General features: G+C 71.6%; 21 protein-coding genes and 1 pseudogene. 9 read left to right on the plus strand and 13 right to left on the minus strand.

What is annotated here, in order from left to right; translation table 11 throughout:
* From AB0M27_RS31900 to AB0M27_RS31910, 3 genes are all read right to left on the minus strand, one after another.
* Window positions 1–236 (minus strand): hypothetical protein (locus tag AB0M27_RS31900; RefSeq protein WP_365726847.1); only part of this gene is annotated, 236 nt, incomplete at its 3' end.
* An 82-nt stretch (window positions 237–318) separates the two neighbouring features.
* Window positions 319–2,127, minus strand: a complete 1,809-nt coding sequence (locus tag AB0M27_RS31905; RefSeq protein ID WP_365726849.1) for a PQQ-binding-like beta-propeller repeat protein — start codon at window positions 2,125–2,127, stop codon at window positions 319–321.
* Between the two features lie 400 nt (window positions 2,128–2,527).
* Window positions 2,528–4,336 (minus strand): ABC-F family ATP-binding cassette domain-containing protein, encoded by a 1,809-nt coding sequence (locus tag AB0M27_RS31910; RefSeq protein ID WP_365726851.1) that lies wholly within the window; start codon window positions 4,334–4,336, stop codon window positions 2,528–2,530.
* A gap of 156 nt (window positions 4,337–4,492) precedes the next feature.
* On the opposite strand from AB0M27_RS31910, the gene AB0M27_RS31915 reads away from it, so the two are divergent.
* Window positions 4,493–5,086, plus strand: coding sequence for a Uma2 family endonuclease (locus AB0M27_RS31915; RefSeq protein ID WP_365726941.1), 594 nt, complete (start codon window positions 4,493–4,495; stop codon window positions 5,084–5,086).
* A gap of 4 nt (window positions 5,087–5,090) precedes the next feature.
* On the opposite strand, the gene AB0M27_RS31920 is transcribed toward AB0M27_RS31915, so the two are convergent.
* The 6 genes from AB0M27_RS31920 to rsmI form a co-directional block, all read right to left on the minus strand.
* Window positions 5,091–5,984 (minus strand): 4-(cytidine 5'-diphospho)-2-C-methyl-D-erythritol kinase, encoded by an 894-nt coding sequence (locus AB0M27_RS31920; RefSeq protein ID WP_365726853.1) that lies wholly within the window; start codon window positions 5,982–5,984, stop codon window positions 5,091–5,093.
* Window positions 5,981–6,874: a 16S rRNA (adenine(1518)-N(6)/adenine(1519)-N(6))-dimethyltransferase RsmA gene (gene rsmA, locus AB0M27_RS31925; RefSeq protein WP_365726856.1), complete on the minus strand. Its 894-nt coding sequence runs from the start codon at window positions 6,872–6,874 to the stop codon at window positions 5,981–5,983. Before rsmA ends, AB0M27_RS31920 begins: the two co-directional genes overlap by 4 nt.
* 83 nt (window positions 6,875–6,957) lie before the next feature.
* Complete coding sequence (locus AB0M27_RS31930) at window positions 6,958–8,385, minus strand: ubiquitin-like domain-containing protein (RefSeq protein ID WP_365726858.1); 1,428 nt, start codon at window positions 8,383–8,385, stop codon at window positions 6,958–6,960.
* 156 nt (window positions 8,386–8,541) lie between these two features.
* Window positions 8,542–9,438, minus strand: a complete 897-nt coding sequence (locus AB0M27_RS31935; protein WP_365726861.1) for a TatD family hydrolase — start codon at window positions 9,436–9,438, stop codon at window positions 8,542–8,544.
* A 47-nt stretch (window positions 9,439–9,485) separates the two neighbouring features.
* Window positions 9,486–9,887, minus strand: a complete 402-nt coding sequence (locus AB0M27_RS31940) for a hypothetical protein (protein ID WP_365726863.1) — start codon at window positions 9,885–9,887, stop codon at window positions 9,486–9,488.
* Window positions 9,888–10,232: 345 nt separating this feature from the next.
* On the minus strand, window positions 10,233–11,081 hold the full coding sequence (gene rsmI, locus AB0M27_RS31945) for a 16S rRNA (cytidine(1402)-2'-O)-methyltransferase (RefSeq protein ID WP_365726866.1): 849 nt from the start codon (window positions 11,079–11,081) through the stop codon (window positions 10,233–10,235).
* A 137-nt stretch (window positions 11,082–11,218) separates the two neighbouring features.
* Here rsmI and AB0M27_RS31950 point away from each other — a divergent pair, with 137 nt between their 5' ends.
* Window positions 11,219–12,967 carry a phospholipid carrier-dependent glycosyltransferase gene (locus AB0M27_RS31950; protein ID WP_365726869.1) on the plus strand — a complete coding sequence of 583 codons (1,749 nt, stop codon included), beginning with the start codon at window positions 11,219–11,221 and terminating at the stop codon, window positions 12,965–12,967.
* Between the two features lie 161 nt (window positions 12,968–13,128).
* Window positions 13,129–14,790: a penicillin-binding transpeptidase domain-containing protein gene (locus AB0M27_RS31955; RefSeq protein WP_365726871.1), complete on the plus strand. Its 1,662-nt coding sequence runs from the start codon at window positions 13,129–13,131 to the stop codon at window positions 14,788–14,790.
* Here the strand turns inward: AB0M27_RS31955 and AB0M27_RS31960 are convergent, their stop codons facing one another.
* Window positions 14,791–15,129, minus strand: coding sequence for an SsgA family sporulation/cell division regulator (locus AB0M27_RS31960; RefSeq protein ID WP_365726873.1), 339 nt, complete (start codon window positions 15,127–15,129; stop codon window positions 14,791–14,793). It lies immediately after the preceding gene.
* Between the two features lie 168 nt (window positions 15,130–15,297).
* Between AB0M27_RS31960 and AB0M27_RS31965 the strand changes: the two genes are divergently transcribed.
* From AB0M27_RS31965 to AB0M27_RS31990, 6 genes are all read left to right on the plus strand, one after another.
* Entirely contained in the window at window positions 15,298–16,353 is a 1,056-nt protein-coding gene (locus AB0M27_RS31965; protein ID WP_365726876.1) for an energy-coupling factor ABC transporter permease, read from the plus strand.
* Between the two features lies 1 nt (window position 16,354).
* Complete coding sequence (gene cbiQ / locus AB0M27_RS31970) at window positions 16,355–17,116, plus strand: cobalt ECF transporter T component CbiQ (RefSeq protein WP_365726879.1); 762 nt, start codon at window positions 16,355–16,357, stop codon at window positions 17,114–17,116.
* A complete protein-coding gene (locus tag AB0M27_RS31975; RefSeq protein ID WP_365726883.1) occupies window positions 17,104–17,871 on the plus strand; it encodes an ABC transporter ATP-binding protein in 768 nt (255 codons plus the stop codon). The genes cbiQ and AB0M27_RS31975 overlap by 13 nt, the downstream gene beginning before the upstream one ends.
* A 227-nt stretch (window positions 17,872–18,098) precedes the next feature.
* Window positions 18,099–18,566, plus strand: coding sequence for a MarR family transcriptional regulator (locus tag AB0M27_RS31980; protein ID WP_365726887.1), 468 nt, complete (start codon window positions 18,099–18,101; stop codon window positions 18,564–18,566).
* A 117-nt stretch (window positions 18,567–18,683) separates the two neighbouring features.
* Complete coding sequence (locus AB0M27_RS31985; protein WP_365726889.1) at window positions 18,684–19,130, plus strand: organic hydroperoxide resistance protein; 447 nt, start codon at window positions 18,684–18,686, stop codon at window positions 19,128–19,130.
* An 83-nt stretch (window positions 19,131–19,213) separates the two neighbouring features.
* Entirely contained in the window at window positions 19,214–20,383 is a 1,170-nt protein-coding gene (locus AB0M27_RS31990) for a serine hydrolase domain-containing protein (RefSeq protein ID WP_365726943.1), read from the plus strand.
* A gap of 72 nt (window positions 20,384–20,455) precedes the next feature.
* On the opposite strand, the gene AB0M27_RS31995 is transcribed toward AB0M27_RS31990, so the two are convergent.
* The 3 genes and pseudogenes from AB0M27_RS31995 to AB0M27_RS32005 all read right to left on the minus strand — a co-directional run.
* The gene (locus AB0M27_RS31995) at window positions 20,456–20,731 is read right to left on the minus strand and encodes a DUF1876 domain-containing protein (protein WP_365726891.1); all 276 of its coding nucleotides are present in this window, start codon (window positions 20,729–20,731) and stop codon (window positions 20,456–20,458) included.
* 54 nt (window positions 20,732–20,785) lie between these two features.
* Window positions 20,786–21,676 carry an NAD(P)-dependent oxidoreductase gene (locus AB0M27_RS32000; protein WP_365726893.1) on the minus strand — a complete coding sequence of 297 codons (891 nt, stop codon included), beginning with the start codon at window positions 21,674–21,676 and terminating at the stop codon, window positions 20,786–20,788.
* A gap of 57 nt (window positions 21,677–21,733) precedes the next feature.
* A pseudogene (locus tag AB0M27_RS32005) lies at window positions 21,734–21,852 on the minus strand (EamA family transporter); the annotation flags it as partial.
* Window positions 21,853–22,253: the final 401 nt, after the last annotated feature.

Here is a 22,253-nt window from a genome sequence, read left to right on the forward strand (position 1 = left end):
GCCTGCGGCTGGCCGTAACCGGGCTGCGGCTGCGGGGGCTGCGCGGGCGGGGTGGCCTGCGGCTGGCCGTAACCAGGCTGCGGCTGCGGGGGCTGCGCGGGCGGGGTGGCCTGCGGCTGGCCGTAACCAGGCTGCGGCTGCGGGGGCTGGGGAGGCTGCTGCGGCTGCGGGGTCGGGGGGCCGAAACCGCCCTGCTGCGGGGGCTGGTTCGGGGGCGGAGGGGGCGGCTGGGTCATGGGACGGGTACCTCGGTGAGGCCGAAAAGGCCGGACGGCGAAGGGGATTCGGTCGGGACGGGGGCTGAGCCGGGACGGCGGCTCAGTTGCCGAAGGCCATGATCAGCTTCTCCTTCGACTGATCGCTGCCGGACAGCCGGCCGGTGGAGATGAAGAACCGCCCGTCGGCCCAGTCCACGACGCTGTCGAAGAAGGTGTCCTCGATCTCGGCGGTGCCCTGCGGGTTCTGCAGCAGTTTGGTCGTGTGGTGGGAGGAGCCGGTGGTCGGGATCGACACCACCTGGCCGCCCGCGTCGTACGACGGCTGCACATACGCGACGAGCTTGCCGCCCTCGGCCTGCAGCGGGTACATCGGCTCGTCCGCCGGGGACTCGGCCCGCCACCGCGCCTTGCCGGTGGAGAGGCTGATGGCGACGATCTCGTTGGCGGTGCCGGTGGCGTCCGTCGGCAGGTACAGCGTGTCGGCGTCCACGGCGACACCCTGGCAGCCCTGCAGATCGCGTTCGAGGATCGCCCAGCCGCAGCGGGGGGCGAACTTCTCGTCGACCTTCACCTCGGAGCGGAACTTGCCGTCCTTGGTGAACGTCGAGATGTTCCAGGCCTTCTTGTCCTGGTTGGTCAGATAGACCACCAGCGGGTCCACGGAGAACGTCCGGGTGACCTGCCAGCCCTTCTTGACCGGCTGGGTCCAGCGCACCTTGCCGGTGGCCGGGTCCAGTTCCTGGATCTCGTCGTGGGCGTTGCTGCCGCCGGCACCGCAGGAGGACACCTGGATCAGCCGGTCGGTGCCGCCCGCGTACGCGGCCGGGAAGCAGGCCGCGCCGTACTTCGTCTTGTCGTACAGCTTCTTGCCGCTGTCGATGTCGTACGCCGTGCCCGACTCGGACCGGCCCACCATCAGCGTCTTGCCGCTCACGGCCAGTTCGACGTTGAGCGCGCTGTCGAACAGCCCGCCGTCGGCGACCTTGGTGCTCCAGCCCTTCTCGCCGGTGCCCAGGTCGACCTGCTGCAGTTGATTGCACTTGGCGTCGTCGCCCGCGCCGCTCATGTACGCCACGACGACCTTGTCGTCGGCCGACTTCTGCGGGGTGACCGCGCAGATCTTCTGCGGGAAGGAGATGGGGCCCCACACGGGCTTGCCGTCGCCGACGCCGTAGGCGAAGACCTGCTTGTACGCCGCCTTCACCGCGGCCTTGTCGGTGATCCACATGCCGGGCGCGTCGGCGCCAGAACCGGGGGCGTCCGGTGCCGACTTGTACCAGAGCACCTGTGCCTCTCCGGCCTTGCGGCCCTCGTTGAGGTTCTCCGGGTCGTCACCGCCACCGCTCGACGCGCTCGGCGAGCCGGAGGCGGACGGCTTGTCGTCGTCGCTCTGCTGGGCGACCGGCTTCTTGTTGCCGCCGTCGCCGCCGCTCGTGACCGCGTACACCGTGCCGCCGATGACGAGCAGTGCGGCCACCGCGGCACCGATGATCAGCGCGGTCCTCTTCCTGCCGGGCGCGGCACCGGGCGCGCCCGGGTACGGCGGCTGCTGCGGCTGCCCGAACCCGGCCTGGGGCGCCGCCCCGTACGGGCCCGGCTGCTGGGGATAGCCGTAGGGGCCCGGGGTGGGGGCGCCGTACGGGCCCGGCTGCTGGGGGTAGCCGTAGCCCGGCTGCGGCGGGGCGGCGGGCGGCTGGGCCGGCGGCGGGGGCGGGGGCGGGGGCGCGGGAGGTATGCCGGGTGCGCCGGGCACGGCTTGGGGAGCACCCGGGGTGCTGTACGGCGTGCTCGGGGCGCCGAAACCGCCCGGAGCCGGTGGCGTCTGCGGGGCGCCGAATCCGCCCTGCGGTGGCTGGTCCTGCGGCGCTCCGAATCCGCCCTGCGGCGGCTGATTGGGCGGCTGGGTCATCAGCGCGCTTCCCCCTCGTTCACTGATTTTTCGCCACGCCCTGAGGTTCTTGACGGACCCTGGGTCGTTACTCAGACGGTTCTCAGACGGCCCTTTCTATCACCCGGTACCGACAGCACACGGGCCCGTATCCGCCGCTGTTCCCAAGGGACGACCAGCCCGTGATGCCGCCGTTACGCGCCTTCACGCCCCCTTCACGCGGCGCACGCAACAGCCCCGTGCGCCGGGGGCGGACGCCGGCGCGGTGAGGGGTGGGGGTGATGAAGAGGGGGTGTGCGGTGGCCGGTTCACACCCAGGGGGATGCGCAATCAGGCAGCGCGCGGTACCGGACCGGGCGCCGCAGTCGGCCGCGCACACGACCGTGCCGAGGGGCGCGCTCGGCAGTGCGCGCCCGCCCCGTTACGCGTCCTCCGCCAACTCCAGCCAGCGCATTTCCAGTTCCTCGCGCTCGCCGACGAGGTCGCGCAACTGGGCGTCCAGGTCGGCGACCTTGGCGAAGTCGGTGGCGTTCTCGGCGATCTGGGCGTGCAGCTTGGACTCCTTCTCGGAGATCTTGTCCAACTGGCGCTCGATCTTCTGGAGTTCCTTCTTGGCGGCGCGCTGGTCGGCGGCGCTCTTCTCCTGCGTGGCCGGCTTGGGTGCCGCGGCGGCGGTCTGCGCGGCGACGGCCTCCTCCATCCGCTGACGGCGCTCCAGGTACTCGTCGATGCCGCGCGGCAGCATGCGCAGGGTGCCGTCGCCGAGGAGGGCGAAGACGCGGTCCGTGGTGCGCTCGACGAAGAAGCGGTCGTGGGAGATGACGATCATCGAGCCGGGCCAGCCGTCGAGGACGTCCTCCAGCTGGGTGAGGGTCTCGATGTCGAGGTCGTTGGTGGGCTCGTCCAGGAAGAGGACGTTGGGCTCGTCCATCAGCAGGCGCAGCAGTTGCAGGCGGCGGCGCTCGCCACCCGACAGGTCACCGACCGGCGTCCACTGCTTCTCCTTGTTGAAGCCGAACGTCTCGCACAGCTGCCCGGCGGTCATCTCGCGCCCCTTGCCGAGGTCGACGCGTTCGCGGACCATCTGCACGGCCTCCAGGACCCGCAAGGTGGGGTCGAGTTCGGCGACCTCCTGGGAGAGGTAGGCGAGCTTGACGGTCCTGCCGACGGCGACACGGCCACCCGCCGGCTGCTCCTCGCCCTCGGTGCGCGCGGCCGCGGCCATGGCGCGCAGCAGCGAGGTCTTCCCGGCGCCGTTCACGCCGACGAGACCGATCCGGTCACCCGGTCCGAGCTGCCAGGTGACGTGCTTGAGCAGCACCTTCGGCCCGGCCTGCACGGTGACGTCCTCCAGGTCGAAGACCGTCTTGCCCAGCCGTGAGGAGGCGAACTTCATCAGCTCGGAGCTGTCCCGGGGCGGCGGCACGTCCGCGATCAGCTCGTTGGCGGCCTCCACGCGGAAGCGCGGCTTGGACGTACGGGCCGGGGCACCTCGCCGCAGCCAGGCCAGCTCCTTGCGGACCAGGTTCTGCCGCTTGGCCTCTTCGGTGGCCGCGATCCGCTCGCGCTCGGCACGTGCGAAGACGTAGTCGGAGTAGCCGCCCTCGTACTCGTACACGTCACCGCGCTGCACGTCCCACATGCGCGTGCAGACCTGGTCCAGGAACCAGCGGTCGTGGGTGACACACACCAGCGCCGAGCGCCGGTTCTGCAGGTGCCGGGCGAGCCAGGCGATGCCCTCGACGTCGAGGTGGTTGGTGGGCTCGTCGAGGACGATCAGGTCCTGTTCCTCGATGAGCAGCTTGGCGAGCGCGATACGGCGCCGCTCGCCACCGGAGAGCGGCCCGATGACGGTGTCGAGCCCCTTCGGGAACCCGGGCAGGTCCAGCCCCCCGAACAGCCCGGTCAGTACGTCCCTGACCTTGGCGTTGCCGGCCCACTCGTGGTCGGCCATGTCGCCGATGACCTCGTGGCGGACGGTGGCGGCGGGGTCGAGGGAGTCGTGCTGGGTGAGCACGCCGAGCCGCAGGCCCCCGGAGTGCGTGACGCGTCCGGTGTCGGCCTCCTCCAGCTTGGCGAGCATGCGGATGAGGGTGGTCTTGCCGTCGCCGTTGCGTCCGACGACCCCGATCCGGTCCCCTTCCGACACACCGAGCGAGACGCCGTCCAGCAAGGCACGGGTGCCGTACACCTTGCTGACGTTCTCGACATTGACCAGGTTGACGGCCATTTCACTCCTGTGCGCGGGGTCGGTCAGCCTTCTAGCGTAGGGCCTGCCGCGATGAAGGCGGGGCGCGAGGGGGCTGTCACTCTTCGTGATGACGTGATCAGGAAGCGGCCGCTACCGTTGAGGGCAGGCAGCAGGATCCCGTCCATGGGAGGAACCATGACCGCCGAGTCCGTAGAGCACCGCGTCCAGTGGCCGGTGCCGCCCCAGGACGGCTACACCGTGGACGACCTGTTCACACTGCCGGATCTCCCGCCGCACACCGAGCTGATCGACGGGAGTTTGGTTTTCGTGAGTCCGCAGCGTCGCTTCCACTTCCTTGCGATCGACCTCTTGGTCGACGGCCTGCGCAGCTCTCTCGCCCCGGAATTCAGTGTCGAGCGCGAGATGACTGTCATCCTTGACAACCGTAACGGGCCCGAACCCGATGTCAGCGTGGTCCGAGCCGACGCGGTCACCGGGCTGGACCAGACCAAGTTTCAGGCCGCGGACGTCCTGCTCGCCGTGGAGGTCGTCTCGCCGGACTCGGAATCCCGCGACCGTACGACCAAACCGCAGAAGTACGCCGCCGCAGGGATCCCCAACTATTGGCGCGTCGAACAGAACGGCACCACCGGCGGGCCCGTCATCCATGTCTACGAGCTCGACCCACTCACCAAGTCCTACGTGCACATGGGCATGCATCGTGACCGGATCAAGGTCGACAAGCCGTACCCCATCGACATCGACCTGACCACCATCGGCAAACGCTGACCCCTCAGACCACCATCGCCCCCGGTACCGGCCCCGCCGCCGACCGCGCCGACCTGCACGTGCCGGACGCCCGCAGGGCCGCTGCCACCTTCTCCGCCGACTCCGCGTCACGCGCGAGGAAAGCCGTCGTAGGCCCGGACCCGGAGACCAGTGCGGCCGGCGCACCCGCCCCGCGCCCCGCGGCCAGCGTGTCGGCGAGCTCCGGGAACAGGGACAGCGCCGCAGGCTGAAGATCGTTGGACACGGCCGCGGCCAGCGCCTCCACGTCCCCCTTCGCCAGCGCCTGAAGCAGGTCCGCCGAGGCCACCGGCTCGGGAATCTCCCGCCCCTCGGCCAGCCGGTCGAACTCACGGAAGACCGCCGGGGTCGACAGCCCCCGCTCGGCCATCGCGAACACCCAGTGGAAGGTGCCGCCGACCTCCAGGGCCGTCAGCTGCTCGCCCCGCCCCATGCCGAGAGCGGCACCCCCGACCAGGCTGAAGGGCACATCGCTGCCCAACTCGGCGCAGATGGAGAGCAGTTCGGCGCGGGAGGCACCGGCGTTCCACAGCGTGTTGCAGGCGAGCAGCGCGCCCGCGCCGTCCGCGCTGCCACCGGCCATGCCGCCGGCGACCGGGATGTCCTTGTCGATGTGGATGTGCACGGCCGGCTCGATGCCCCGGCGCCCGGCGAGCGCGATCGCGGCGCGTGCGGCGAGGTTGGTGTGGTCCAGGGGGACCTGGGCGGCGTCCGGGCCCGCGCAGGTGATCCGGAGCTCCGCGGCGGGGGTCACCGTCACCTCGTCGTGGAGGCCGACGGCGAGGAAGACGTTGGCGAGGTCGTGGAACCCGTCGGGGCGGGCGGCGCCGACCGCGAGCTGGACGTTGACCTTGGCCGGTACCCGGACCGTGACGCTCACTTGCCGCTCTCCTCGTGCTCGGTGCTCCGCGCGTCCTTGTGTTCGGCGATCCGCGCGAACTCCTCCACCGTCAGCGACTCGCCGCGCGCCTGGGGCGAGACACCGGCCGCGACCAGGGCGGCCTCGGCCGCAGCGGCGGACCCGGCCCAGCCGGCCAGTGCCGCCCGCAGGGTCTTGCGGCGCTGTGCGAAGGCCGCGTCGACGACGGCGAAGACCTCGGCCTTGGAGGCGGTCGTCTTGACCGGCTCGGTCCGCCGGACGAGGGACACCAGGCCGCTGTCGACGTTCGGCGCGGGCCAGAAGACGTTGCGGCCGATGGCTCCGGCCCGCTTCACCTCGGCGTACCAGTTGGCCTTCACCGACGGCACGCCGTACACCTTCGAGCCGGGGGCGGCGGCGAGCCGGTCGGCGACCTCGGACTGCACCATGACGAGGGTGCGCTCGATGCTGGGGAAGGTGTCGAGCATGTGCAGCAGCACGGGTACGGCGACGTTGTAGGGGAGGTTCGCCACCAGCGCCGTCGGCGGGGGGCCGGGCAGTTCGGCGACGTGCATCGCGTCGGAGTGGACGAGCGCGAACCGGTCGGCGCGCGCCGGCATGCGCGCCCCGATGGTCGTGGGCAGGGCGGAGGCGAGCACGTCGTCGATCTCGACGGCGGTGACCCGGTCGGCGACCTCCAGCAGCGCGAGCGTGAGGGAGCCGAGCCCCGGGCCGACCTCGACGACCACGTCGTCGGGGCGGACCTCGGCGGTGCGGACGATACGGCGGACCGTGTTGGCGTCGATCACGAAGTTCTGGCCGCGCTGCTTGGTGGGGCGGACACCGAGCGCTGCCGCGAGCTCACGGATGTCGGCGGGGCCGAGGAGGGCGTCGGGGGTGGGGCTGGTCACGGGACAAGGGTACGGGGGTCTGCCCGACCGGTTTGCCAGGCGGCCGGTGCCGCGGCTGGGGGTGGGTCTCCTGCCGGCGCCGGCTAACCATGCAACCGCTCCCCGCAGTGCGGCCAGGGCGTCGCCCCCCGCCGCTTGTACAGCTTCTTCGCGCGGAAGGTCTGTTCCTGCGCCGGGGCGTCCTGGGGGCGGCCGGTGCCGCCGAGGCTGCGCCAGGTGTGGGTGTCGAACTGGTAGAGCCCGCCGTACGTGCCGGAGGGGTCGACCGCGTGCGGGCGGCCGCCGGACTCGCAGGCGGCGAGACCGTGCCAGTTCAGGTGGCCGGAGCTGTCCGCGGAGGTCGGCAGTGGCTTGGTGCCCACCCGTACGATCTGTTCGCGCGGCTTGCGCACCACCTCGGAGGTCTCCCGGCGCGGCTTCTCGTGGACGCCGTTGACGATGCGCAGGAGGTAGGTGTCGCGGCGCAGTCCGGGCTGCCCGGGCTGGGCGACGACCTCGGCACCCTTGAAGAGGGTGGGGTCCTCGGTGCGCTGGGTCTCGAACGGGATCAGTTCCTCGCGGACCTCCCGGGTGCCGCTGATCCGCAGCACGGTCACGGTCTGTCCGTCGCGGGGGAAGCTGTCCGGCGGGACGGACGTCGTGTCCTGGCCGTGCAGGCCGATCCCGGCCTCCTCGACGGCCTCGCGGACGGTGGCCGCGTTGGTGCGGATGGTCCGGCTCCGGCCGTCGGCCATGATCGTGACGGCGCGCTCGGTGCGGACGTCGAGCGCGAGCCCGGCGCGTCCGATGGGCTGGGAGCGCGAAGCGGACAGGTACGCGCCCTCCGCGCGCACCCCCAGCTCGTCCAGCGCCCCTTCCACGGTGTGCGCGGTCGTCCACATCTCGCGCCGCCTGCCGTCCAGCGTGAGCCGGACGGGGCGCCCGTACCGCACGGCGACCGCGTCTCCGCTGGCGAGTTCCGTGCCGGGGGCGGGCGCGATCATGTCGTGCGCCCCCACGCGCACGCCCTGCTCGGCGAGCAGGTCGTGCACGTCGTCGGCGAAGGTGTGCAGGGTGCGCTGCCTGCCGTCGACGGTCAGCTCGATCGCCTTGTCCTTGGCGACGAACGCGGTGGTGCCGCCGGCGAGGAAGGCCACGACCAGCGCCTGCGGCAGCAGCCGGCGCACGGCGGAATCCGGGCGCTCGCCGCAGCGCAACCTGCGCCGGCGCGAGCCCCGCCCGCTCACACCGGCGGCCACCTCGCCCTCCCACGTCTCTTCTCCCTCCGACGCGCCACCCTCATCCCGCGCGCTCCCGGCGTCCCCCGCGCTCCCGGCGTAGTCCGCCTGCGGGATACCGCTCACGCCCCGCCGGGGCAGCACCGGCTCGGTGACGAGGTACGCCTGTGCCTCGTAGGCGGGCCGGTAGGTGTCCGCGTACATCCCGTGCGGCAGGGTCTTCGCGGTGTGCACGGAGGTGTCGGGGCCGTACGGCTCGTAGGGCTCGAACGTCTCGTCCTGCGACTTGCTCACGCCGACACGCTCCAGAGGGTGCCAGAGGGGTCCGGATCGGGCCCCCAGAACCTAGCGGAGCGTCCGTCACTCTCCAAAGCGACGCGACTACGTACTGTTGCCCGTCGAGCGTGCGCCCAGTACTCGAACAGACGGCTCAGCGCAACGACAGGAGACTCAGTAGCAGAAGGCCCGGGCGGTGTTGGCGGCGAGAGTCGTGGCCAGCGCGTCCTCGTCGATGTCGCGCACGGCGGCCATCGCGCGCACCGTGACGGGGATCAGATACGGCGCGTTGGGGCGCCCGCGGTACGGCGCCGGAGTCAGGAAGGGCGCGTCGGTCTCCACGAGGACCAGCTCCAGCGGGGCGACGGCGAGCGCGTCCCGCAGGTTCTGGGCGTTCTTGAAGGTGACGTTGCCGGCGAAGGACATGAAATAGCCCTCGCGGGCGCAGATCTCCGCCATCTCGGCGTCGCCGGAGTAGCAGTGGAAGACGGTGCGCTCGGGGGCGCCCTCCTCCTTCAGGACGCTCAGGACATCGGCGTGCGCGTCCCGGTCGTGGATGACGAGCGCCTTGCCGTGCCGCTTGGCGATCTCGATGTGGGCGCGGAAGGACCGCTCCTGGGCCGCCTTGCCCTCCGGGCCGGTGCGGAAGTAGTCCAGCCCGGTCTCGCCGACGCCCCTGACCTGGGGCAGCCCGGCGAGCCGGTCGATCTCGGCGAGGGCCGCGTCGAGCGCCGCGTCACCGCCCGGCTCGCGAGCGCCCTGCCGAGACCAGCCGTCGGGGTCGCCGAGGACGATGCGCGGGGCCTCGTTGGGGTGGAGGGCGACGGCGGCATGGACGCTGTCATGCGCTGCGGCGATCTCGGCGGCCCACTGCGAGCCCTTGATGTCGCAGCCGACCTGGACGACGGTCGTCACCCCCACCGACGCGGCCTTCGCGAGGCCCTCCTCGACCGTGCCGGACTGCATGTCGAGGTGGGTGTGCGAGTCGGCGACCGGAACGCGCAGCGGCGCCGGAAGCGGCGGTGTGGCGTTCTTGTCGCCCTTGGAGGTCTGGCCGGCGTTCGAAGGCATGCCCCGATCCTACGAAAGGGGCAGGCCTGCACCTGCCGCTGATCCGCTCAGCCGGCCTTGCGCTGGAACGGGTGCAGGAGATCGGACAGGTGCCAGTGGTGCGGCTCCCGGGGCTCCGTGGGCACCTGGGGCGCCTCGACCGGGCCGGCCTGCGGCACGGCGTGGTGCCGCTCGACGGCGCCGCGCACCGACGAGACCTGGCCCGCGCGCATGATCCGCACGACGCGGCCGTCGCAGTTCTGGCAGCCGGGCCGGCTCAGCGGCGACGGCACGACCCGGCCGTCGGCCACGTAGAGCACGAACTCCTGCCCGTCGGCGTCCGTGTGGTGCTCTATCTCGTACGACTGCTCCCAGCCGTGGCCGCATCGCATGCAGGCGAACGAATACGACTCGTGAACGACGGCAGTGGGCGTGCCGCGGAGGCCGGTCTGCCCTGCGATCTCACTCATGCCAGCTCCTCTTGTCCGCTGGACAAGCGCCCCGCGACGGGGCGTCTCTTCACCCAGTGGACGCCTTCACCAGCGCGAACGCACCAGGGCTGCCGAGTGTTGGAGGCGATTTGGGTCTTCCTTGCAGAAAAGGCCCCGATCGGCCCCGTTTCCCTTTGCCATCGGCGACAGCCCTTTGCCGTCCCATGGCCCGTTCGCTCACCCGAGAACAGCCCTGCTCAGAGGGGTTGTCAGCGCTGGCCGAGGGCAGCGCCCCGAAGGGGCGCGGGGAACTGCGCGACAGGCCAAGACGGACCCGCAGCCCGCCGCGAAACCCAAGCCCCCACGGCGCCACCCGGCCCCGGCTCACCCAGCGGAGCTCTTCGCTGCAACGACAGCATCGAAAACAACCCGCTTCGGCACCCCCGCCTCCACGGCCACCGCCGCGATCGCCTCCTTGCGCCGCTCCCCCGCCTCCTCACGCGCACGTACCCGACGGACCAGTTCTGCGGCATCCAGTTCCTCGGGACCACTCTCCGGCGCCCCCTCGACCACCACCGTGATCTCCCCGCGGACCCCCTCCGCGGCCCACTGCGCCAGCTCGGCCAGCGGGCCGCGCCGTACCTCCTCGTACGTCTTGGTCAGCTCGCGGCACACGGCGGCCCGCCGGTCCGCGCCGAAGACCTCGGCCATGGCGGCGAGGGTGTCGTCGAGCCGGTGCGGGGCCTCGAAGTAGACCAGCGTGCGCCGCTCGGCCGCGACCTCCCGGAGCCGGGACAGGCGCTCGCCGGCCTTGCGCGGCAGGAAGCCCTCGAAGCAGAAGCGGTCGACGGGCAGCCCGGACAGCGCGAGCGCGGTGAGCACGGCGGACGGCCCCGGTACGGCGGTGACCCGGATGTCCTTCTCCACCGCGGCCGCGACCAGCCGGTAGCCCGGGTCGGAGACGGACGGCATCCCGGCGTCGGTCACGAGCAGCACCCGCGCGCCGCCGAGCAGTTCCTCGACCAGCTCCGGCGTACGGGCGGACTCATTGCCCTCGAAATACGACACGACACGGCCCTTGGGCGTGACGCCGAGGGCCTGGGTGAGCCGGCGCAGCCGCCGGGTGTCCTCGGCGGCGACCACGTCGGCGTCGGCGAGCTCCTCGGCCAGCCGGGGCGGCGCGTCCGCGATGTCGCCGATGGGGGTACCTGCCAGGACAAGGGTTCCAGTCACACCCCCATCCTCCCAGCCCCCGCCCACCGCGCGGTCCGCCCCCGCACCCCCGGAGAACGACCACATCCCGACTGGTTACCCGACCGGTACCCCACATGCACGGGACTCGCACAGAACGGTTCCCTACCATGGCGCGGGTGACCAGTACCGCGTCCTCCATGGACCTCCGGCAGGGCCAGGCGCCGCACGACCAGCGGCCGTCGTGGCAGCAGCGGCTGCGCCGATTCGGGTACGTACCGGCCAAGGACGCGCCCTCCGGCGGCGTACGCGGCCGGCTGGTGCCCCCGTACGCCGAGCCGGGCCCCCGGCTGTGGCAGGTGCTCGGCGTGCCGCCGGTCCTCGCCGAGCGGATCACCCGCTGGTCGGGCTGGGGCGGTCCGCTGCTGGTGACGCTGATGGCGGGCCTGATGCGGTTCTGGAACCTGGGCAGCCCGCGAGCGGTGATATTCGACGAGACGTACTACGCCAAGGACGCCTGGGCGCTCGTCCACCGCGGCTTCGAGGTCAACTGGGACAAGAACGCCAACGACCTGGTGCTGCAGACGCACGGCCATCTCGCGATCCCGACGGACGCGGCGTACGTCGTGCACCCGCCGGTCGGCAAGTACGTCATCGGGCTCGGCGAGCTGATCTTCGGGTTCGACCCGTTCGGCTGGCGGTTCATGACGGCGCTGCTCGGGACGCTGAGCGTGCTGATGCTGTGCCGGATCGGGCGCCGCATGTTCCGCTCGACGTTCCTCGGCTGCCTTGCGGGCGCGCTGATGGCGGTGGACGGCCTGCACTTCGTGATGAGCCGGACCTCGCTGCTCGACGGCGTGCTGATGTTCTTCGTGGTGGCCGCGTTCGGCTGTCTGGTCATCGACCGGGACCGGTCACGGGAGAGACTGGCCGCGGCGCTGCCGGTGGACGCCGACGGCCGGGTCCGCCCGGACGAGCGCGTCGCCGACAGGTTCCGCTTCGGCCTGCGCCCCTGGCGCTGGGCGGCCGGGCTGATGCTGGGCCTGGCCATCGGCACCAAGTGGAACGGCCTGTACATCCTGGCCGCGTTCTGTGTGATGGCGGTGCTGTGGGACGTCGGCGCGCGCAAGACGGCCGGCGCCCGGCACCCGTACGCGGCGGCCCTGAAGTACGACACGGGCATCGCCTTCCTGGCGACGGTCCCGGTGGCGATCGCCGTCTACCTGGCCTCCTGGACCGGCTGGATCCTCTCCCCGACGGACGGTACCGGCGGCTACTTCCGCAACTGGGCGGCCACCGACGGCAGGGGCGGCAGCTGGACCTTCCTGCCGGACTGGCTGCGCAGCCTGTGGCACTACGAGCACGAGGTGTACAAGTTCCACGTCGGCCTGACGTCCCCGCACACCTACCAGTCCAACCCGTGGAGCTGGATCGTGCTGGGCCGCCCGGTCTCGTACTTCTACGAGTCCCCGAACCCCGGCGCCGACGGCTGCCCGGCGAACTCGGGCCAGAAGTGCGCCCGTGAGGTGCTGGCGATCGGCACGCCGCTGCTGTGGTGGGCGGCCTGCTTCGCGATCCTGTACGTGCTGTGGCGGTGGGCGCTGCGCCGCGACTGGCGCGCCGGTGCCATCGCGTGCGGCATCGCGGCGGGCTACCTCCCCTGGTTCATGTACCAGGAGCGGACGATCTTCCTGTTCTACGCGGTCGTCTTCCTGCCGTTCCTGTGCCTGGCGGTGGCGATGATGATCGGCGCGATCATCGGCCCACCGGACTCCTCCGACACCCGCCGCGTGATCGGCGCGTCGGCGGCGGGCGTCCTGGTGCTGCTGATCGCCTGGAACTTCATCTACTTCTGGCCGCTGTACACGGGCACGGCGATCCCGATCGACTCCTGGCGGTCGCGGATGTGGCTGGACACCTGGGTCTGAGCACGGTTTCCGGCGGGGTGCGTCCCGTGCGGATTGTCGCAAGTGCGCTACGGATTCGCCGCCGGGATCACCCGCCGAGGCGGGGACCTTAAGGTGAGTGCCGTCGTTGGGGAGTGTGAGGGCTGCGGGGACCCTGGGGAAGGCACGGAGGAACTGAGGCTGTGGGCAAGAGAAGGCGCGTCGCCGAGCGACGGAAGACGACCGGGCCCGCCGTGGTCGGCGGGGTCATCGCCCTCGTCGTCGGCGGCGCCGGGTTCGCCGTCTACGCGCTGACCGGCGGCGGTGCCACCCCAGACGCGCGGGCCTCGGTCGACCACAAGACCGTCAAGACCGGCCCGCTCAGCGCCGCCGAGGTCCGCACGGCCTCCACCCGCTTCCTCACCGCGTGGCGGCAGGGCAGGATCGGCGAGGCGGCCGCCGCCACCGACGACGCCTCCGCGGCCGCCGCGCTGCTGACCGGCTACACCAAGGACGCCCGCCTGAAGGGCGTCACGCTGACCGCCGGCACGCCCACGGGCGCCAAGGTGCCGTTCTCCGTCAAGGCGACGGTGTCGTACCAGAACCTCAGCAAGCCGCTGGCGTACGGCAGTTCGCTCACCGTGGTGCGGCGGGCGAGCGACGGCAAGCCGCTGGTCGACTGGCACTCATCGGTCGTCCACCCGGATCTGAAGGACGGCGACACGCTCGTCACCGGCGAGTCCGGCACCCCGCCGATCAAGGCACTGGACAGGGACGGCGGCGAGCTGACGGCCGCCAAGTACGCGTCCCTGGGACCGGTCTTGGACGGGCTGCGGGAGAAGTACGGCAAGACGGCGGGCGGCAAGGCGGGCGTGGAGCTGCGCGTGGTGCGCGGCAAGGCCTCGCAGAAGGCCGGGCTGTCCGACAAGACGCTGGTGGAGCTGAGCAAGGGCACGCCGGGCACGGTGAAGACGACGCTGAGCCCCACCTTCCAGGCGGCGGCCGAGCAGCAGGTCGGCAAGCGCTCGCAGGCCTCCGTGGTCGTCGTGCGGCCCTCGACCGGCGAGATCCTCGCCGTCGCCAACAGCGAGCACGGCTTCAACGTCGGCTTCCAGGGCTCCCTCGCGCCCGGCTCCACGATGAAGATCGTGACGTCGACCATGCTGTTCGAGAAGAACCTCATCACCCCGGACGCCTCGCACCCCTGCCCCAAGACGTACAAGCTGGCCGGCTGGACGTTCCACAACGACGGGGACTCCGAGATCAAGAAGGGCACGTTCAAGCAGAGCTTCGGAGCCTCCTGCAACAACGCCTTCATCGACTTCGCGCCGAAGCTGTCCAACAGCGACCTGACGAAGGAGGCCCAGGAGGTCTACGGCCTCTCCATGAACAACTGGGCCATCGGCGTCCCCTCCTTCGACGGCTCCGTCCCCGTGCAGAGCGGCGCACAGATGGGCGCCTCGCTGATCGGTCAGGGCGGGGTGCGCATGAACCCGCTGAACATGGCTTCGGTGGCGGCCACCGTGGAGTCGGGCGTCTTCCACCAGCCGTACCTGGTGTCCCCCGACGTTGACCACCGCACGCTGGCGAAGGCGTCGCACACCATGTCCGCGAAGACGCAGTCCCAGCTGAAGGACGTCATGCGGTTCACGGCGGACTACGGCACGGCGGCGAAGGCGATGGCGGGCATGAGCGGCGACTACGGCGCCAAGACGGGCTCCGCCGAGGTCGACGGCCAGAAGAAGCCCAACGGCTGGTTCACCGCCTTCAAGGGCGACCTCGCCGCCGCGGGCGTGGTCCAGGCGGGCGGCCACGGCGGCGACACGGCCGGGCCGATCGTGGCGACCCTGCTCAAGATGGGCTGATCAAGCCCGTACCGGCTCCGCGGTGTACGTCCGGCGGAGAAATCTCGCCAGGGTCTTCGACTCGAACTGGACCACCTCGACACCGTTGTCGGAGTGAAACTCGACGACGGCCTGAACGCGGCCGCACGGCCACACCCGTACCGCGCCGCTCTCGGCCGGTGCCCGCAGGCCCCGTTCGAGCAGGGCGCGCGAGAAGGTCCACTCGTGCGGGCCCGGCAGGCCGACCCGGACCGAGCGTGGATCGGACTCGGGGTCGTACCGCAACACGACCGGTACGGCCCCCGGATCCTCCTCGTCCGTGACGATGTGGGCGCGTGCGTACTGCTCGATCACAGACATCGGACCGCCCTTTCACCCTGAGTGACGTAAGCGAGAACTACGCCTCCACTTCCTCTCCAATGTCCCATATTTTCCAATTCATGACTTGTTGGGCGATTTATACCTTATTGAGCTTCGAGACCTTCTCTCTCTTGCAAAGCGTTCGCAACAAGGGCCTAAAATCAAACGGTGCATGTACCTGACGGATTCATCGACGCCCCCACCTCCGCCGTCACCGGGGTGGTCGCCGCCGGCGCCCTCGCGGTGAGCCTGCGCGGCGCCCGCCGTGAACTCGACGAACGGACGGCCCCGCTTGCCGGTCTGGTGGCGGCGTTCATCTTCGCCGTACAGATGCTCAACTTCCCCGTCGCGGCCGGAACAAGCGGCCACCTGCTCGGCGGAGCGCTCGCCGCGATCCTGGTCGGCCCGTACGCGGGCGTGCTGTGCGTGTCCGTGGTGCTGCTCATGCAGGGCGTGCTGTTCGCGGACGGCGGGCTCACCGCGCTCGGCGTGAACATCACCGACATGGCGATCACCACGACGGTCGTGTCGTACGCCGTCTTCCGCGCGCTGCGGGCCGTCCTGCCCCGCAAGCGGCGCTCGGTGACCATCGCCTCCTTCGTGGCCGCACTGGTGTCCGTGCCGGCCGCCGCCGTCGTCTTCACGCTCTTCTACGCGATCGGCGGGACGACGGACGTGTCCATCGGCAAGGTCGCGACCGCGATGATCGGCGTGCACCTCCTGATCGGCATCGGGGAGGCCGTCATCACCGCGCTCACGGTGAGCGCGGTGATCGCCGTACGCCCGGATCTCGTACACGGCGCACGCGGCCTGCGGCAGCGGCTCAAGCTGCGTGTGAACGGCGCGCTGGTGGACGCTCCGGCGCCTGTGGGAGCGCCCACGGCGCCCACGACGGCGCGCACCTCCCGACGCGCGCTGTGGATGACGGGCCTGGTCGCGTCGCTGGGGCTCGCCGGTTTCGTCAGCTTCTACGCCTCCGCGAACCCCGACGGCCTGGAGAAGGTCGCGCACGACCAGGGCATCGACAAGAAGGAGGAGAGGCATGCCGCCGCCGGCTCCCCGCTCGCCGACTACGCCGTCAGGAACGTCTCCGACGCCCGCCTGTCCGGCGGTCTCGCCGGCGTGGTCGGCGTCGGCGTCACGGTCGTGGCGGGCAGCGCGGTGTTCTGGGCGGTGCGCCGACGGCGGACCGAGGACGTCTCCCCCGCCGACACGGGGCTGTGACATGGGAGCGGGACACGCCCACAGGCTCTACCGGCACGGATACTCACCCGTGCACGGCCTGCCGCCGCACACCAAACTTGCCGCCGCCTTCCTGTTCGTGCTGGTCGTCGCGTCGACGCCGCGCGAGGCGATGTGGGCGTTCGCGGTGTACGCCGGCCTGCTCGCGTTCGTCGCGCACCACGCGTGCGTGCCCGCCGGCTTCCTGCTCAAGCGGCTGCTGATCGAGGTGCCGTTCGTGGCGTTCGCGGTGCTCATGCCGTTCGTGGCGGAGGGCGAGCGGGTGCACGTCCTCGGCCTCTCGCTCAGCGTGAACGGACTGTGGGGCGCCTGGAACGTGCTCGCCAAGGGCACGCTCGGCGTCGCCGCATCCGTACTGCTGGCCGCCACCACCGAACTGCGCGGACTGCTGCTCGGGCTGCAGCGGCTGAAGCTGCCACCGCTGCTCGTGCAGATCGCCTCCTTCATGATCCGCTACGGCGACGTCATCACCGACGAGATGCGCCGCATGCGGATCGCCCGTGAGTCGCGCGGCTTCGAGGCCAGGGGCGTGCGGCACTGGGGCGTGCTCGCCAAGTCCGCCGGCGCGCTGTTCATCCGCTCCTACGAACGCGGGGAGCGCGTACACCTTGCCATGGTGAGCCGCGGCTACGCAGGTTCGATGCCGGTCATCGACGAGGTGACCGCGTCCCGCGCGCAGTGGTCGTACGCCCTCACCCTCCCCTGCGCCGCCCTCGTCGTCTGTCTGCTGGGATGGATTCTGTGACACCTTCGCTTGAAGTGGCCGGACTGGCCTTCGCCTACCCAGACGGCCACCAGGCCCTGTTCGGCGTCGACTTCACCATCGCCCGCGGGGAACGGGTCGCGCTGCTCGGCCCGAACGGCGCCGGCAAGACCACCCTGGTGCTGCACCTCAACGGCATCCTGGGCGGCGGCACCGGCACGGTGACGGTGGCCGGACTGCCCGTCGGCAAGCGGCACATGGCCGCGATCCGGCAGAAGGTCGGCATCGTCTTCCAGGACCCGGACGACCAGTTGTTCATGCCGACCGTGCGCGAGGACGTGGCGTTCGGACCGGCCGCGGCCGGGATCAAGGGGGCGGCTCTGGAGCAACGGGTCCGTACGGCCCTGGAGCGGGTCGGCATGCAGGACTTCGCCGACCGCCCGCCGCACCACCTGTCCTTCGGGCAGCGCCGGCGCGTGGCCGTGGCCACCGTGCTCGCCATGGAGCCGGAGATCCTCGTCCTCGACGAGCCGTCCTCCAACCTCGACCCGGCCTCCCGCCGCGAACTGGCCGACATCCTGCGCTCCCTGGACGTCACCGTCCTCATGGTCACCCACGACCTCCCGTACGCCCTGGAGCTGTGCCCCCGCTCCCTGATCCTCAGCGACGGCGTGATCGCGGCCGACGGCCCGACCGGGGGGCTCCTCTCCGACGAGGCCCTGATGCGGGCCCACCGGCTGGAGCTGCCGTTCGGCTTCGATCCGCGCGCGGTGGCGCCTGCGCGGGGGCGAGGGTGACGGGTGTGCCGGGGCGTGGCTACGTGGTGGTCGGCGCGGCGCGTGACCGCGGGCCGGTGGCGCGCGTGACCGGTCGTCGGCGGCCCTCGTGACCGGGAGCCGGCAGCGCGGCGCGGCGGGTTTCGGCAGGGGGCGTGACCGGTGGTCGGTCGCAGGCGTGGCCGGTCGTCGTCGGCGGCTGTGGGTGTGCCCGACGGTCGGCGCGGCGCGTCCGTGACAATGGGCGCGTGACGAACGAGGACCGCGCCGCCGAGGGCTCGCTGCTGCTGGACGACCAGTTGTGCTTCGCGCTGTACGCCGCACAGCGCGCCGTGACCGCCGCATACCGTCCACTTCTGGACGACCTCGGGCTCACCTACCCGCAGTACCTCGTGCTCGTGGTGCTGTGGGAGCGCGGCGAGACCAGCGTGAAGGAGCTGGCGCGCGCCCTGCGCCTGGACTACGGGACCGTCTCGCCGTTGCTGAAGCGGCTGGAGGGGGCGGGTCTGGTGCGAAGGGAGCGCGCCGCCGGCGACGAGCGCTCGGTGCTGGTGGCGTGCACGGGGCGCGGTGAGGAACTCAGGGAGCGCGCGGCACGCATACCCGGCGCGCTTCTCGCCACTACGGGCCTGGGCGCGCGGGAGGTCGCATCGCTGCGCGAGGCGCTGTGGAGACTCACCGAACGCGTCGACGCGGCAGCCGACCGGGGGCACTGATCCCGCGCTGATCTCGCGTTACCCATGGTTGCGACCCCTGCTGCCGCTTCCTGACCTACCAGCCAGTACCTTGTGCACGATGTACTTGCGCGCTACTTGTTCCGGGGGAGGCCGGCCATGACCGAGGACACCGCTGTCGACACCCGTCCGACGAAGATCATGTACGTCGCCGAGGCCACCGCCCACGGCGGCCGCGACGGCTATGTCACCAGCCAGGACGGCCAGATCGAGCTGAAGGTCGCGATGCCTCCGGAGCTGGGCGGCGACGGCAACGGCACCAACCCGGAACAGCTGTTCGCGGCCGGCTACAGCTCCTGCTTCCACAACGCGCTGATCCTCGTCGGCAACCGCGCGGGCTACGATCTGACCGGCTCCACGGTGACCGCCAAGGTCGGCATCGGCCCGAACAAGACGCGCGGCTACGGCCTCGCGGTCGCCCTCAGCGTCTCCCTGCCCGTGCTGGACCCTGACGTGGCGGCCCGGCTGGTGGACGCGGCGCACGAGGTCTGCCCGTACTCCAACGCCACGCGCGGCAACATCGATATAACGATCCTGCTGGGCTGATCCCACCGAGGAATCACAGGCGCGCAGCCAGTGTTGCACGCACTGTCGCAGGCGATGGGACAGTGACCGAAGGGACGGCGGGCGTGGACGTGAACGGCACAGTGGCCGAGGGCTTCGAGCCGGTCAGGGAGGCGTTCGCAGCGAACTTCGCGCTGCTCGGGGAGCGCGGCGCGGCCGTCGCCGTCTACCAAGACGGCCACAAGGTGGTCGACCTGTGGGCCGGCGCGAAGGACGTCGACGGTACGGCCGGCACGGCCCCGTGGGAGTCCGGGACCGCGCAGATCGTGCGTTCCGCGACCAAGGGTGTCGTCGCCGCCGCGCTGCTGCTCCTGCACCAGCGGGGCGAACTGGACCTGGACGCCCCGGTCGGCGCGTACTGGCCCGAGTACAAGGCGGCCGGCAAGGAGCACACCCTCGTCCGGCACCTGCTCGCCCACCGCGCCGGCGTGCCCGTGCTGGACCGCCCGCTGACCCCCGCCGAGGCCGCCGACCCCGACCTGGGCGCCGCGGCCGTCGCCGCGCAGGCGCCCGTGTGGGAGCCGGGCACGGACCACGGCTACCACGCCCAGACCTACAGCTGGCTCACCGGCGAACTGATCCGGCGGATCACCGGCCGCCCGGTCGGCGAGTGGCTGGCGGACGAGATCGCCGGCCCCGTCGGCGCGGACCTCTGGCTCGGCCTGCCCGAATCGGAGCACGCGCGCGTAGGCCGCGTCGGCCCGGTCGAGGCACCCGAGACCGCAGGCGGCCTGAAGACCCGCCCCAAGCGCGCGGTGGCCGAGGCCTACGCCGACCCGGACTCGCTGACCCGGCGCGCGTTCGCCGCGATCACCCCGCTGCCCGACGAGAACGACCCCGCCTACCGTGCGGCCGCCCTGCCCGCCTCCAACGGCATCGCCACCGCCGACGGGCTGGCCCGCTTCTACGCCTCGCTGATCGGCGAGGTGGACGGCGGCACCCGGCTGTTCACTCCGGAGACGAGGGAACTGGCCCGCGCCGAGCAGTCCGCCGGACCGGACCGGGTCCTGGTGGTCGGCACCCGGTTCGGCCTCGGCCACATGCTGCACGGGGCGGCGTCCCCGCTGCTCTCCCCCGGTTCCTTCGGGCATCCGGGCCGGGGCGGCGCCCTCGCGTTCGCCGACCCGGAGACCGGCATCGCCTTCGGCTATGTCACCAACGGCTTCCGGAAGAGCGTGACGGCGGACCCGCGGGCACAGGCACTGGTACGGGCGGTGCGCACGGCGCTCGCATAGGCGCTCACGCTCGCAGGGGCGCTCACGCAGGACCGTGCGCCCCGGAGCGAGCTCCTGGGCGCACGCGCGCTGTCACACGTTGATCGTGTGCGAGGTCCGCCCGGACGCCGCGTCGATCTCGTCGTGTGCCTTGGTCAGCAGTTGCATGGCCAGTTCGTTGAGGGCACGTGCGCCGGCGATCTCCTCGCCGACCCTTGGCTGGTTGGAGTCGACGCGGTGCCGGGTTGCGTGGCCGTGCGCCCGTACCTCGCTTCCGTCGGGCAAGCGCACCAAAGCCGCCGCCCTCGTGTGCTGATCGTCCTCCTTGAACTCAAGCTCGACGTGCCATCCCACAGCGGTGTGCATCATGACGATCACCTCCGAAAACCCTTGCTTCCAGGGTGCGCCCGGTACCCCGGCCCGTCATGTCGACGCCTGGTCCTCGAAACTGGCGAAGTACGCGGCGGCCATGTCCTCGTCCGCGTGCCCCTGGGCGGCGGCGCGGGCGAGCCGTTCCGCGGTCGCGGCGGCGACGTCCAGCCGGACCCCGGCCCGCTCGCCCGCCTGGACGATGAGCCGGGCGTCCTTCTCGGCGGTGGCCACCGCGAACGACGGCGGGGTCAGCCTGCCGTCGAGCACCAACGCGGCCTTGGCCCGCAAGTACCCCATGTCGAGCGGACCGCCCTCGATGAGGTCGAAGAATCCCTGCGGATCCACGCCGAGGGCCCGGGAGAGGGCGAGGATCTCACCGCCCGCCGCGGTGACCGCGAGCACCCAGCTGTTGGCGACCAGCTTCAGCCGGCTGGCGCTGCCGGTGCCGCCGTCGGACCCGGTCCACATGGTTTTCGCGCCGACCGCGTCGAAGACGGGCGCGACCGTCTGCCGCCCCTCCTCCGGCCCGGCGGCCAGCACGGTCAGCTGACCGGCCTCGGCGGGCTGCTTGGTACCGAGGACGGGTGCGTCGTAGAAGACGAGTCCGTGCTCGTCGGCGAAGGCGGCCAGGTCGGTGACCAGCTCGATCCCGGCGGTGGTGCACTGCGCCCACACCGTGCCGGGTCGCAGTGCCGGCGCGGCCTCGCGCATGACGTCCAGGACGGTGTTGCCGTCGTACAGCATGGTCAGGACGACGTCGGCGCCCTCGACGGCCTCCGCGGGGGTGTCCGCGATCCGTGCGCCGTCGGCGGCGAGCGGCTCGGCCTTCTCGCGCGTACGGTTCCACGCGCGGACCTCCAGCCCGGCGCGGCACAGGTTCCGGGCCATCGCGGCCCCCATAATGCCGGTACCCAGCACGCTGACGGTCGGCTTGTCGGTCATTGACGGCTCCCTGTCGTCCGGTTCCTGCCCAGTGGTTCTCACTACCGGGCTACCCGCTCACCCCGTATGCATCATCAGCCCGATGACCACCACCAGCAGCCCGGCCGCCGCGATCCGGGGCGCGCCGGAGCGCTCCTTGAAGAAGACGCGCCGATCGCGGCCCCGACGATGATCGACCTGAAGTTGGCGGCTCGCTTCCGGCGGCCGGCGCGGATCCGTCCTCCATGGCACCAGCGGCGCTCCAGGCATCCGGAGGTTGCTCCGTCGGCCGACGGAGCAGGCGACCAGTGAGGATGGACTGCGTCCCGATGCCGGCGACTGTCGGCGTCTGGTGCGCGGGCTCGGTGCCCCTGATCGCCCGCCGCAACACAGAACACCAGCGCCTGTCCGGGTGAGGCCACGTCTGCCGAACGGCCCCACCTGCGTGGCTTTGAGCAGGTGCAGACGGCCCTGGTCGCTTACCGTCGCCCGACGAATGCCCCCATCTTGATCCTTCCGGGTCGGAGGGGTGAACCGGACGAAGCGTTCGAAAACCAGTGGCACCGCCATGGGGGAAGGGTGCCGGGAGCCCAGGAGG

Source organism: Streptomyces sp. NPDC052107 (genome assembly GCF_040680215.1).
In the GTDB taxonomy this organism is placed as follows: domain Bacteria; phylum Actinomycetota; class Actinomycetes; order Streptomycetales; family Streptomycetaceae; genus Streptomyces.